This window comes from Nocardia sp. NPDC004722, from assembly GCF_053601505.1.
Map to the genome: position 1 here is coordinate 1 of NZ_JBSGBY010000222.1, position 12,158 is coordinate 12,158.

General features: G+C 69.3%; 12 protein-coding genes. 5 read left to right on the plus strand and 7 right to left on the minus strand.

What is annotated here, in order from left to right:
- Window positions 1-1,085: murein biosynthesis integral membrane protein MurJ (murJ, locus tag ACWELQ_RS21925; RefSeq protein ID WP_452398906.1), on the plus strand; the 1,085-nt coding region annotated here is incomplete at its 5' end.
- 99 nt (window positions 1,086-1,184) lie between these two features.
- On the plus strand, window positions 1,185-1,721 hold the full coding sequence (locus tag ACWELQ_RS21930) for a hypothetical protein (RefSeq protein ID WP_452398907.1): 537 nt from the start codon (window positions 1,185-1,187) through the stop codon (window positions 1,719-1,721).
- Here the strand turns inward: ACWELQ_RS21930 and ACWELQ_RS21935 are convergent.
- Window positions 1,708-2,823, minus strand: coding sequence for an alcohol dehydrogenase catalytic domain-containing protein (locus ACWELQ_RS21935; protein ID WP_452398908.1), 1,116 nt, complete (start codon window positions 2,821-2,823; stop codon window positions 1,708-1,710). The genes ACWELQ_RS21930 and ACWELQ_RS21935 overlap by 14 nt on opposite strands.
- Before the next feature lie 94 nt (window positions 2,824-2,917).
- Here ACWELQ_RS21935 and ACWELQ_RS21940 point away from each other — a divergent pair, with 94 nt between their 5' ends.
- Window positions 2,918-3,571, plus strand: a complete 654-nt coding sequence (locus tag ACWELQ_RS21940; RefSeq protein ID WP_452398909.1) for a class I SAM-dependent methyltransferase — start codon at window positions 2,918-2,920, stop codon at window positions 3,569-3,571.
- Between the two features lie 3 nt (window positions 3,572-3,574).
- Here the strand turns inward: ACWELQ_RS21940 and ACWELQ_RS21945 are convergent, their stop codons facing one another.
- The gene (locus ACWELQ_RS21945; protein ID WP_452398910.1) at window positions 3,575-4,339 is read right to left on the minus strand and encodes an LppU/SCO3897 family protein; all 765 of its coding nucleotides are present in this window, start codon (window positions 4,337-4,339) and stop codon (window positions 3,575-3,577) included.
- A 157-nt stretch (window positions 4,340-4,496) separates the two neighbouring features.
- Here ACWELQ_RS21945 and ACWELQ_RS21950 point away from each other — a divergent pair, with 157 nt between their 5' ends.
- Window positions 4,497-5,276 carry a VOC family protein gene (locus ACWELQ_RS21950; protein ID WP_452398911.1) on the plus strand — a complete coding sequence of 260 codons (780 nt, stop codon included), beginning with the start codon at window positions 4,497-4,499 and terminating at the stop codon, window positions 5,274-5,276.
- Window positions 5,277-5,285: 9 nt separating this feature from the next.
- On the opposite strand, the gene ACWELQ_RS21955 is transcribed toward ACWELQ_RS21950, so the two are convergent.
- Window positions 5,286-6,674 (minus strand): pentapeptide repeat-containing protein, encoded by a 1,389-nt coding sequence (locus ACWELQ_RS21955; RefSeq protein WP_452398912.1) that lies wholly within the window; start codon window positions 6,672-6,674, stop codon window positions 5,286-5,288.
- Between the two features lie 168 nt (window positions 6,675-6,842).
- The gene (locus ACWELQ_RS21960) at window positions 6,843-8,087 is read right to left on the minus strand and encodes an MFS transporter (protein ID WP_452398913.1); all 1,245 of its coding nucleotides are present in this window, start codon (window positions 8,085-8,087) and stop codon (window positions 6,843-6,845) included.
- 93 nt (window positions 8,088-8,180) lie between these two features.
- On the opposite strand from ACWELQ_RS21960, the gene ACWELQ_RS21965 reads away from it, so the two are divergent.
- Complete coding sequence (locus tag ACWELQ_RS21965) at window positions 8,181-8,495, plus strand: ArsR/SmtB family transcription factor (protein ID WP_452398914.1); 315 nt, start codon at window positions 8,181-8,183, stop codon at window positions 8,493-8,495.
- Here ACWELQ_RS21965 and ACWELQ_RS21970 read toward each other — a convergent pair.
- The 3 genes from ACWELQ_RS21970 to ACWELQ_RS21980 form a co-directional block, all read right to left on the minus strand.
- Complete coding sequence (locus tag ACWELQ_RS21970; protein WP_452398915.1) at window positions 8,415-9,149, minus strand: pyridoxamine 5'-phosphate oxidase family protein; 735 nt, start codon at window positions 9,147-9,149, stop codon at window positions 8,415-8,417. The genes ACWELQ_RS21965 and ACWELQ_RS21970 overlap by 81 nt on opposite strands.
- Window positions 9,150-9,227: 78 nt before the next feature.
- Entirely contained in the window at window positions 9,228-10,961 is a 1,734-nt protein-coding gene (locus tag ACWELQ_RS21975; protein ID WP_452398916.1) for a protein kinase domain-containing protein, read from the minus strand.
- A 160-nt stretch (window positions 10,962-11,121) separates the two neighbouring features.
- A partial coding sequence (locus ACWELQ_RS21980) for a M16 family metallopeptidase (protein WP_452398917.1) occupies window positions 11,122-12,158 on the minus strand: 1,037 nt, incomplete at its 5' end.

Consider the following 12,158-nt stretch of genomic DNA (forward strand, 5'->3'; position numbering starts at 1 on the left):
CGATCGTGCTGGGCACCTGCGGGGTGTTCGCGCTGCTGCCCGGCCCGGTCACGCTGACACCCGGCACCATGACCACCGCCCAGGTGCTGACCCTCGGTCTCGGCACTACCGCCGGGATCGCCGGACAGGCCGCGTGGGTGGTCGCGGCGCTGCGGCACAGCGGGTTCCGCTGGAGCTGGCGGGCGCGACCGCTGCCCTACACGCTGCGCCCGGTCCGGGTGGGCGTGCCGATCGTGGGCTGGCTGCTGGTGTACGCGGCGATCAGTCAGGTCAGCGTCGCGGTCACCATGCGCGTCGCCTTCGACCACGACGGAGTGTCGGTCAACAACTACGCCGAGCTGCTGTTCCAGGTCCCGTACGGCATTCTGGCCGCTTCGGTCCTGACGGTGCTCATGCCGCGCATCTCGCGCGCGGCGGCCGGGCACGACCATCGCGCGGTGCTCGCCGATCTGTCGCGGGGCGCGCGGTATCTGTTCACGGCGCTCATCCCGATCAGCATGGCCATGAGCCTGCTCGGTCCCACCTTCGCCACCCTGGTGTTCACCGGCCGCGTCGACCCGCAGGCCGCCCGCCTCATCGGTCTCGCGATCGCCTGCTCAGCCTTCGGCCTGGCCCCGTTCGCGCTGGTCATGCTGCAGATGCGAGTGTTCTACGCCTATCGCGACACCCGCACCCCGACCCTGATCAATCTGGTCATGGTCGTCACGAAGGTCGCCATCGTGACCCTCACCGCGACACTGTGCACCGGCCCCGTGGTCGTCGTGATGCTCGGCGTCGCAAGCTCTTTCGCCTACGTCACCGGAGCCGTGACCGGGCATCTACTACTGCGCCACCGCCACGGCCCACTCGGATTCGGCATCGTCGCGGCCAGCGCCCATCGGGTCGCACAAGCCACCGTACTGGCCGGAGCCACCACCCTGGCCACCGTCTTCCTCACCACCACGACCATCACCGCCCCCACAACCGCCCAAATCACCACTCTCGCAGCCGGATTCACCTCCGGCACCCTCGTGTTCCTGCTGGCGGCCAAGGCCATCGGCATCCCGGAACTCCGGGTGGCCCGCGCCCTTGTGACCCTTCGATGACACGAAAACCGTTTCGAGCGTAGGGTTCCGGCGTAACTGCGCTGGGGAGGCCGGATGGATACTGGGCAGACCTCGATCCGAAGGGATGAGGAGGGGGCGATGGTGGTCCGGTATACGGCCGGTCCGCACACGGCGGCGCGGATCACCCGCGACGAGCTCGCGCTGCGCTGGCGCGGACCCGAGGTGTGGCTGCTCGCCGCGGGCGTCACCGCCGTGATCACCGGGTACCGGTTCGTCCGCTATCTGATCGCGGACACCGCATCGCCGGGCAGCTATCTCACCTGGACGAGTCCGTTCGCCGTCGTGGTCACCACCGCCGCGATCTACGCCGGGATCGTGGTGGTCCTGGCGGTGCTGTCGGTCATGGCGGCGCGCAACGGCACACTGCGGGTCTCCCGATTCGCGAATACCGGTGCGGTACTGCAACTCCGGTATGTGAGCGACGGCCTGGAACTGACCACGGCGACCGAGTCGGTGGCCTACCCGTTCGCGGGGATCCGGCGAATCCGGCTGCGGGAGCACACCGTCGCCCTGTCCGGCGGCTTCGCGCTCCGGGTGCTGCCGCGGGAACTGTTTCCCGCGGAAGCGATCTCGTTTCTCGAACGGTCCGGAGTGGCGGGTCTCAGTCGAACGTGATGATCTGACGCAGGGCGTGGCCGGAGGCTAGTTCGTCCATGGCCTGGTTGATGTCCTCTAGGCGGATGTGGGAGGAGACGAGGCGTTCGACGGGGAGTTTGCCCTCGCGCCACATGCGCACGAATTCGGGGATGTCGCGGGAGGGGACGGCGGAGCCGAGGTAGCTGCCGACGATCGCGCGGCCCTGGGCCACCAGGCCCAGGGGGGAGATGCTGGCGCGGGCGTCGGGGGCGGGCAGGCCGACGGTGACGGTGACTCCGCCGGGAGCGGTTGCGGCGACGGCGGTTTCGAAGGCGCGGATATTGCCCGCCGCTTCGATGACGGCCTCGGCCTGGATGTTCTCGGCCGCGACCTCCTGCGGCGTGTAGGCGGCGGTCGCACCCAGATCCATGGCGATCTTGAGCTTTTCAGGGACGGTGTCCACCGCGATGACCTCGCGGCCGGTCCCGGCGCGCAGGGCCGCGGCCACCAGCACGGCGGCCATGCCGACCCCGCCGAGGCCGACCACCATGATGCGGTCTGCGGGACCGGGCTTCGCCGAATTCAGCAGTGCCCCACCGCCGGTGAGGACGGCGCAGCCGAGGACGGCGGCCACCTCCGGCGGCACGTCGTCGTCGACCGGCACCACCGAGCGGCGATCCACCACCGCATGCGTGGCGAAGGCCGAAACACCCAGGTGGTGATGGACTTCCGCGCCGTCGCGCAGCAATCGCCTACCGCCGGCGAGCAATTCGCCCGCATTGTTGGCCAGGCTGCCGGGCTCGCACGGGGTGCGGCCGTCGGTGGCGCAGCCCGCGCACGCGCCGCAGCGCGGCAGGAAGGTCATGACCACGCGCTGCCCGACCGCGAGGTCGCTGTCGCCCGGCCCGACCGCCTCGACGCGCCCGGACGCCTCGTGCCCCAGCAGCATCGGCACCGGGCGCACCCGATTGCCGTCGACCACGGACAGATCCGAATGGCACAGCCCCGCCGCCTCGATCCGCACCAGCAGCTCGCCGGGCCCCGGTTCGCCCAGGTCGAGTTCGGAAATGGTGAGCGGCTTCGACTCGGCGAACGGCGTCGGCGCACCGATGCTCTCCAGAACGGCACCACGAATCCTCATGGGCCCGACGCTACACCGGCGACCGCGACCCCCACCGGCGAACCTTCCCAGACAGCTTGATATCTGATTCCATGGGTACCGGACAGGAGCACCCATGAGCACATCGCTGACCACCGGCAATCGCGCCTTCAACCACGTGGTGACACAGTTCTTCGGAAACGTCGCCCGCGCCTACGACACCGCCGCCCTGCAACAGGTCGTCTACCGCCCGCCGCAGGATCAGGTGCTGGCGGAGCTGCGCCGGGCGAAATCCCGCCGCATCGCCGACATCGGTTGCGGCACCGGCATTCTCACCTCCCGCATTCAGCGGGAGCTGCGTCCCGACGCGGTCTTCGGCGTGGACGCCTCCCCCGGCATGCTGGCCCAGGCCCGCAACCGCTCCACCGAGGTGAAGTGGCGGCAGGCCGCCGCCGAACATCTGCCCTTCGCCCCCGGCGATCTGGACGCGGTGGTCTCCACCAGCGCCTTCCACTTCTTCGATCATCCGGTCGCGCTGCGCGAATTCCATCGGGTGCTGGCGCCCGGCGGCCTGGTCGCCATCGCGACCATGCACCCGGACGGCCCCACCTCCCGCCCGATTCAGCGGCTCACCCGCAGCCCGCTGTTCCCGGCGCACGCGCCGTCCCCTCGGGAGACCCGGAAACTGTTGGAGGACGCCGGTTTCGAGGTCGTCGACCAGCGCAAGATCGCCCGCCCGCTGCCGTCCTGGCTGATCCCGGACGTGATCACGGTCGGCCACCGCGTCTAGCGGTCACTTCCCCGGATTGTCGCTGCCGCGGAAACAGACGGTGAGCTGGAGCTTGTTCCACACCACCCACACCGCGCCGCGATGGTCGCGGGGACAGCCCGCACCCGAGGTGGAGTTCGCGAACACCGCGGTCGCCTGCACGATGTGCTCGCCGGTGGTCGCGCAGTCGACCTTGGACGGGACATCCATATTGGTGGTGTCGTAGCAGACCCCGGCACGCCAGTCGAAGGTCAGGCACAGGTGATAGCGCACCTTGCCGGACTTGTCGTGCGGGGCCGACTCCAGGGTGTAGAGCGGATCGGTGCACGGACCCGGACCGATCTGCAGCACCCGGTAATTCGCGTCCACCGAACCGCAGTCCGACGGCTCCGGTGTACCCGCCCGCCAGGTGGGGTCACCGGAGGCGGTGCGGGCCTGCTCGATCGGCACTTCGACACAGTCGCCGACCTTCAGCGCGGCCATCGGGTCCGGGGCCTGCGGCTTGTCGGCGACGGTGCTGGGCTGGCCCGCGCGCACCAGCTCCGGCGGGGCGGCGATCGCGCTCCCCGCGATGGTGTCGTGGTGCAGGAACGGCAGATTCGAGGCCACCGCGGCGAACATCAGCACCCAGCCGCTGACCGCCAGACCCGAAATCAGTGCGCGCGCACGGACGCCCACCCCGGGCACGGCGGGATCCACTCGCGCCCGGCCCTGGCGGGTGATGGCCCGCGCGGCGAGAGCGGCCGCCACCGATAGCAACACCACCGCTGTCCCCACCACGAACCACACGCCGCAAACCCCTCCGCAAAACCCCTGCCTCGATCGACTGCAAGCTATCGCACGGGAGAACAACCAGCCAATCCGGCGGCCCGGCCGGGCCCGCGGTGGAATGCTGAACCCCGCCGGGGCATTCCCGGCGACCAATCCCGAAAACTAAGGAATTCCAGTGCTCACAACCGAATTCGTTCCCGGTTCACCCAACTGGCTCGACCTCGGCAGCCCCGACCTGGACGCGGCGACGGCCTTCTACGGCGCCGTGCTCGGCTGGGAGTTCCAATCCGCCGGACCCGACGCCGGTGGTTACGGGTTCTTCCAGCTCGACGGCAAGACCGTCGCGGGCATCGGCCCGCTCACCGAGGCGGGCGCCGCCTCGTCCTGGACGGTGTACTTCCAGACCCCCGACGCCGACGCCACCACCAAGGCCGCCGAACAGGCCGGGGCCACCGTCCGCAACGAACCCTTCGACGTGATGGGCGTCGGTCGCATGGCCAATCTGACCGGTCCGCTGGGCGCGAAGTTCGCGATCTGGCAGCCGCTGGCCTTCCCCGGCTTCGAACTCGCCAGCCTGCCCGGCGCGCTGGCGTGGGTGGAGCTGCACGTCTCGGATCCGGCCGCCGCCGCGGCGTTCTATCGGACCGTGTTCGATTGGCGGACCACGCAGATGGATATGCCGGGGATGCCGTACACCGTGCTGGCCACCGGTGACAGCGCACCCGACGACACCGGCTTCGGTGGCATCGCGCCGTTGCAGGGCGAGAACGAGCCGCCGCACTGGCTGGCCTACTTCGGCTCCGAGGATGTCGACGCGCAGGTGGCGTCGGCGACCGCCGCGGGCGGCTCGGTCGTGGTGCCGCCCATGGACATTCCGACGGTCGGCCGGTTCGCCGTCCTCGGCGATCCGGCGGGCGCGGTCTTCGCGCTGCTGAAGCCGGAAATGCCCGCGTAATTCCGCTCGTCAGGCCGCCGGTTCCTTGGCGGATTCCGCCAGGGCCGGCGGCCACGGCGTCGGCGTGATGTTGGCCGGTTTCGTATTCGGGCTGCCGTCCCAGTCGAAGTGCACGCCCACCCACGCCTTCGGACCCTCGAAGTCGATGGCGCGGGCATCGAAACCGACACGGCGGAAGGAGATGTCGCCGAAGAAGTCGCCACCGGCGAAGGTGACCAGCCGACCGGAGAAGGTGGCGTCGGCGAACGACACCCGCCCGTGGTACTCGGCGCGGGCGAAGGAGACCTCCTGGGTGCGCCCGGTGCGCCAGCGGACCTGCGCGCCGAGCTGGGCGCAGTCGAAGGAGCTGGATTCGGTGTAGAAGCGGGAATCGGCGAAACTCGCGCGGGCGCCGGTGAATTCGGCGCCGGTGAAGGTGACCCGGTCGCCATCGAAGACCGTGCGCTCGAAGGAGGTCAGGCCGGCGGCGAAGCCCGCGTTGGCGAAGCTGCTGCGCTCCCCGGCGAAGGTGGCGCGATCGAATACCGTTCGCGCACCCCGGAATTGCGCACCGTCGAAGTTCACCCCGCCGCCGAAGGTGGCCTCGGTGAATATCGCGCCGGTAGCGCGCCGCTCGGCCCGAGACACCCGGCTGTGGGCGAAGACCGCCCGCTCGAAGACGGCGGCGCTGCGGAAGATTGCCCCGCGGAAGGTGACCCGCTTGCCCAGGAAACGCACCTGCTCGAAGCTGGCCGTGCGGCCGCTGAGGAACATGGCGTTGGTGAAGCTGGTGGTGCGGCCCGCGAAGACCGCGCCCCGGAAGTCGGCGTCCTCGAACACCGCGTCGGAGAAGTCGAAATCACAAGCCGACCAGGATATTTCGGCCGAGGGCCGGAGGCGCTGGGTGATCACCCGCACGATCGTGTCGCGGACCTGCCGGTCGTTCTGCCGGTAGGTGTAGACCCGCTCGACGGCGGTGCCGTGATCCTCGATGCGCTGCGACTTGGACACCAGATGGCTGGCGCCCTCCTCCGGCGCGTACGGCAGCCGCAGGTACCCGCACAGCACGTCCACGCACTGCTGACGCCGCCAGCGCACCGCGAAATCGTCGGCCACCCCGGCCATGGCGTAGACGCCCGCGATCCGCACCGCCACATCGGGATCGCCCAATTGCCGTGCGGCGGCGGCGAACACCTCGGCGAAGCGGGCGCGCTCGGCATCGCGACGCCAGCGGTAGAGCACCAGCAGCACGCACGCCGCAGCCACACCCGCGGCGACGGCCGGGGGCACCTTGCCCGACCACCACCAGCCGAGGCCGCCGACGGCGAGCCCGCCCAGCACCGCCACCAGCATCGACACCGTCTGACCCGACCGATGAAACGTCCGGCTCACCACCCCACCGAACCTCCACCGCGACATAGCCGAAGAATAGCGATTCCGGGCCGGTCACGCATCGGTTGCGAGGTTTCGTTCGCGACTTCGCACCCCCGAAAACGATGTCCCGCCAATCCGTTTCGCCGGAAATGCCGCGTCCGCCCCGTGACGGGTGGTCACGGGGCGGACGCGAATCGGGCTATCGGGGAGAAATCACCCAACCTCGGCGGGCACGGCGGCCTCCACCGGCGCGACGGTCTCGGCGTTGCGCCGCAGCCCCATTCCGGCCGCACCCAGGCAGGCCAGCGCCACCACGATGACGAACCACGGGAACACCGTGCTCAGCCCCCAGGTGGTGGCCGCCCATCCCGCGATGACCGTCGGAATGGCCATGGCCGAGTAGGCCAGCAGGTAGTACGCCGACATGGTCTCGCCACGCCGGTGCTGCGGCACCACGTTCGACAGGTGCCGCAGCGACCCGCCGAAGCCGAGCCCGAAGGTCCCGCCGAGCGCGAATCCGGCCAGCAGCACCAGCACCCAGTTGCCGGTGTTCAGCGCCGGAATCGTGACCACCAGCGCGATCGCCATGCCGACATCACCGGCGATGGCCGCCCGCCGGGCCGTGATCCCGCCCGCCACGGCCTGTGCGAGAGCGCCCGCGGTGGCCGTGGAGGCCACCACCGCTCCGCCGAAGACCAGATTGTGAATACCCGTCTTCGCCGAGGCCAGCGACGGATACAGCGACAGCAGCACCCCCAGCACCGACCAGGCCGCCATCACGCCCAGCGCCGAGAACCAGAAGTCCCCGCGAATCTCCTGCGGCACAGCCGGTTTCGCAATGGTGATGCGCTGCTTCTGGCGCGCCCCGTGCGGCTCGCGCAACGCCAGCACGCCCGCCGCGATGAGCACGCAGACCACGGTGATCACCACATACGGCGTCCGCAGCGGATGCGGCGCGTACTGCGCGAGCACCGCCGACCCCAGAATCGCCACGGCCATACCGACGTTGAACGCGACCCCGGACAGCTGCCCCGACCGCGCCCCGTGCTGCGGTCGCAGATCCAGCAGCGCCGCCGCCCCCGACACCACGATCGCGCCGACCGCCGCCCCGTGGATCGCCCGCGCCAGCAGCAGCATGGCCACATTGTCGGCGAACAGGAACACCACTAGCCCGACGATCATCAGCCCGAACGCGCCCAGCAGCACCGGCTTGCGCCCCACCACATCGGAGATGCGACCGGACACCAGGACCGCCCCCAACGCCGCGACGGCGTAGGTGGCGAAAACAAAAGTGGTGGTGAGCGGCGAGAAGTGCCAGCTCTGCTGATAGATCCCGTACAGCGGGGCGGGCGCGCCCGACACTCCGAGAGCCACGCCACAGGCCGCGAGAATGAGTGCGTAAGCCCAGGTCTGACTGCCCTGTTCGGCTCGAGTCGCAACTGCCGTTGCCGATGCCATCGAAGCCTCCATCAGGTAAGTTTGATTTGTATCGAACCCGACTCTACGACAGGTTCGATGATTATCAAACCCGTCTCCGGAGTGAGGTATTTCATGCCCGACACCGATGCGACGCCCGCGGTCGCCTCGCTGCCCGCGGTGCTGGGCGCACTACAGGACCCGATCCGGCTGGAGGTGGTCCGCCGCCTCGCCAACGCCGGCACGCCGATGCGGTGCGGACTGACCTACGAGGGCATCAGCAAATCGACCGCCGCCCACCACTTCAAGATCCTGCGCGAGGCCGGAGTCACCGAAAAGGTGACCATCGACGGCAACACCCACCTGCGACTACGCACCGAGGATCTCGACGACGCCCTGCCCGGCCTGCTCGACGCCGTCCTCACCGCCGCGAACCAGGCCGCCGGGTAACCGTTCACGCAGCGCGTCGTTTTCACGACGCAGCTCCTCGATCTCGGCGGTCAGGCGCGCCTGTTCGACGGCGGCGGTGCGGCGTTCGAGGGCGATGGCCTCGTCGAGGCGGGCCTTGGTGAAGCGGGGGCGAATGTATTTGACGCAGTTCCAGTTGAAGGCTTCGACGGTGATGACGATCGCGCGTTCGGCGATCTTCTGGATCGCGCCGTTGTAGGCGGTGGCGATCCGATCGATCAGATCCGGATCGTCGGCGCGTTCGACCATGCGGGCGCGGCCGTAGACCTTCAGGCGTTCACGCAGGGGGTAGTCGATGAAGAAGAGGGCTACACGGTCATTGGTGGTGAGGTTGCCGACGGTGACGTATTGGGCGTTGCCGGTGAGGTCGGCGAAGGCCAGGGTGTGGTCGTCGAGGACCTGCACGAAACCCGTTGGGCCGCCGCGATGTTGAATGTAGGGCCAGCCGTCGGGGGTGGCGGTGCCGAGGAAGAAGGAATCGGCGGCGCGAATGAAACCCTGCTCACGCAAGCCCAGTGGCTGCGGCTCGTCCCGGCCGCGCTCGAGTTGGGCGCCGTAGTCCCGGTAGCTCCCGGCGACCTTCTGCCGCTGCTGCGCCGCCTCCGAGAAGGCAATCCGCGCATACCGATTCGACATGACACTCCCTTCCGCGTCCCCTGCGATCGAATCTAACAGTACGGTCGTACTGGATACAGCAGGGTGCGGCGGATGTCACTACCGGGTCAGCGGCAGCGATTTCCACCAGTCGACGATGGCGCTGGGGGTGTTGGGCGTGCCCCGGGTGTACAGGAGGAACTTCTCACGCTTGGGGTCATCGAAGAACGTGGTGGCGAAGGCCGCGGAGGGGACTTCGGGGAAGGAATCGAAGCGGAGGTTGGTGTACGACTTGCCGCCGCACTTCTCGTCGAAGGTCAGGTTCTCGAAGGTGCTGCCCGCAGGGTGGATTCGGTTGGCCACCGAGCGGGCCGCCGCCCCCGAACTGTAGGCGAACAGAACGTACTGGCGAACCTCGTGGTCGGCCGAGTATTGGCAGTCCCAGGCGGCCGCCCAGCCCTCGAAGGCCCACGGCGGCAGGAAATCCTTGGTGTCGTGGTCCACGACGCGGCAACTCGCGGCGGCATACCCCGAACCGAGTTCGGGCTTGGCCGGGACCAGACCCGGGAAAGCCGCACTGATCTCGGCGATCTCGGGTGCCGGAGCCTTCGGCTTGGCCGAATTGCCGTCCGGCGTCACCAGAAACACGGCCAGCCCCAACGCGACCGCGAGGCAGACGCCGAGGAGCACCACCATGCGCAGGCCCACCAGCCACTTTCGCGGTGAGCGTGGCGCTTTCGCCTCGGCGAGCGGGATTCTCGGATGTCGGTCGGTGGCGGGTCCCATCAGCGCCGGAATGTCGGTGAGACGTCCCGAACGCAGCGCCACCGCCGACTCGGCCGCCCGACGCCGCGCATGGGGCCCGGACTGCGACGCCCGCGCAGGCGGCGGCGAGAGCCGGGCTTCGGGCCGCGCCGGGACAGCGTCCGCCTTCCGTCGCCGACCTGCCGGAGCCGGGTTCGCCTGGCGCGCAGGCATTTCCGGAGCCCGGTCCCGGATGGAGATGGTGGCCGAGCCCACCGGGTCGCCCAGCGTCAGCGCGCGTTGCGCGGCCGCCGCGAACTCCGAGCACGACGGATAGCGGTCGTCCGGATTCTTGGCCAGCGCCCGCGCCAGCACCGGATCCAGGGAGGCGGGCAGACCCGGGCGGTAGCTGCCCACCGGTGGTGGACTGTCGTAGAGGTGCGACTTGACGATGGCCCCGAGGTCGGTGGCACGGAACAGCGGTAACCCGGTCAGCAGCCGAAACAGTGTGCAGGCCAGCGAATACTGGTCCGAGCGGTGATCGACGGGCTGGCTCTGGAGTTGTTCGGGCGAGGCGTAGGCCAGGGTCGCCATCACCGAGCCCGACCCGGTGAGCCGTCCGGTGTCCTCCTGTAGTCGCGCGATGCCGAAGTCGGTGAGCAGCACTCCGGCCTGCTGTTCGCGGGTCTCGGTGGCCAGCATGATGTTGGCGGGCTTCACATCTCGATGCAGCACCCCGACGCGGTGCGCGTAGTCGAGGGCGGCGGCGGTGGCGACGACGATCGCGACGGCCTGCTCGGGTGTCATGTCGCGCACCGATTCGGCCTCGACGCCGTCGACGTACTGCATGGCGATCCACAATCGCCCGTCCTCGACGCCGCGGTCGTACACGGTGACCACGTTGGGGTGATTCAGCCGCGCCGCCAGGTCCGCCTCGCGTTCGAAGCGGGCGTGCGTCTCGCTGTCCCCGTGGAATTCCGCGTTCAGCAGCTTCAACGCGATCCAGCGGGGCAGGCGCGGGTGGCGGGCCAGGTACACGGCGCCCATCCCGCCACGACCCAGCTCTCGTTGAATCACGTACCCGGCGAAGATCTCACCCGGTCTGAGCACAAGCCCCTCCCATCCAGCGAGGAGATCATAGCCACAAACCGGCATACCTCACACGGTGTACGGGCCTACTGTCGAGTAGCCGTCTCAGTCGGCGAGACGGCCACTCGGCCAGTACTTTCAGGGAACCCGGCAGAACCTTCAGGGCACCAGGCAGTACCCGTCAGGGCACCAGGCGGCGCACCGCCGCGGGCAGGTCACGGGTGCGCCGGTACGGACCGGCCACCGCCACCCCGAACGGCCGCCCGAGCAGGGTCGCCGCGACGCGGGAGACCTCCTCGGTGGTGACTTCGTCTATGCGCGCGAGGGTTTCGGAGACACTGCGGTGATTGCCGTAGCTCAATTCCGAGCGCCCGATCCGGTTCATCCGGGAGCCGGAATCCTCGAGCCCGAGCACCAGCCCGCCGCGCAGCGAACCCTTGGCGCGCGCGCATTCGGCGTCGGTGATGCCGTCGGCCGCGACCTCCTCGAGCACCCCGCGCGCCAAAGTCGCGACGTGGCCCAGGTTTTCGGGCTGGCAGCCGATGTACACCGAGAACGCGCCGGTATCGGCGAAGGTGTCGACACTGGAGTACACCGAGTACGCCAGGCCACGCTCCTCTCGAATGCGCTGGAACAGCCGCGAACTCAGCCCACCGCCGAGCACGGTGTTGAGCACCGACAGCGGCCAGCGCTTCTCACCCTCGTGCCGCCCGAAGGCGCGGGTGCCGAACACCAGGTGCGCCTGCTCGCTGTCGCGCTGGATGCGCAGCAGTTCCGGATTGCCGCGCGGGCGGAACTTGCCCTCGCGCCGGGGCGCGGGTTCCAGTCCCGGTTCGAGCCGATGCGCGAACGCGCGGTACACCAGCTCGACCACGTGCTCGTGCTCGATATTGCCCGCGACCGCGACCACCATCCGGTCGGGCCGGTAGCGGCGCAGATGGAACGAGCGCAGCTGCCCCGCCTGCATGTCCTCGATGGTCTCGACGCTGCCGATCACCGGCCGCCCGATCGGATGATCACCGAACAGCGCGGTCAGGAAGGCGTCGCCGACCATGTCCTCGGGATCGTCGTCGCGCATGGAGATCTCCTCCAGCACCACCTGACGTTCCACCGACACGTCCTCGGACCGGCACATGCCGTTGAGCACCACGTCCGAGACCAGGTCCACCGCCAGCGGCAGATCCTCGTCGATGACATGCGCGTAGTAGCAGGTCTGTT

Coding starts and splice junctions, on each gene's coding strand:
- ACWELQ_RS21930 (WP_452398907.1), top strand. CDS start 1,185: ATGGTGGTCCGGTATACGGCCGGTCCGCACACGGCGGCGCGGATCACC.
- ACWELQ_RS21935 (WP_452398908.1), bottom strand. CDS start 2,823: ATGAGGATTCGTGGTGCCGTTCTGGAGAGCATCGGTGCGCCGACGCCG.
- ACWELQ_RS21940 (WP_452398909.1), top strand. CDS start 2,918: ATGAGCACATCGCTGACCACCGGCAATCGCGCCTTCAACCACGTGGTG.
- ACWELQ_RS21955 (WP_452398912.1), bottom strand. CDS start 6,674: ATGTCGCGGTGGAGGTTCGGTGGGGTGGTGAGCCGGACGTTTCATCGG.
- ACWELQ_RS21960 (WP_452398913.1), bottom strand. CDS start 8,087: ATGGCATCGGCAACGGCAGTTGCGACTCGAGCCGAACAGGGCAGTCAG.
- ACWELQ_RS21965 (WP_452398914.1), top strand. CDS start 8,181: ATGCCCGACACCGATGCGACGCCCGCGGTCGCCTCGCTGCCCGCGGTG.
- ACWELQ_RS21970 (WP_452398915.1), bottom strand. CDS start 9,149: ATGTCGAATCGGTATGCGCGGATTGCCTTCTCGGAGGCGGCGCAGCAG.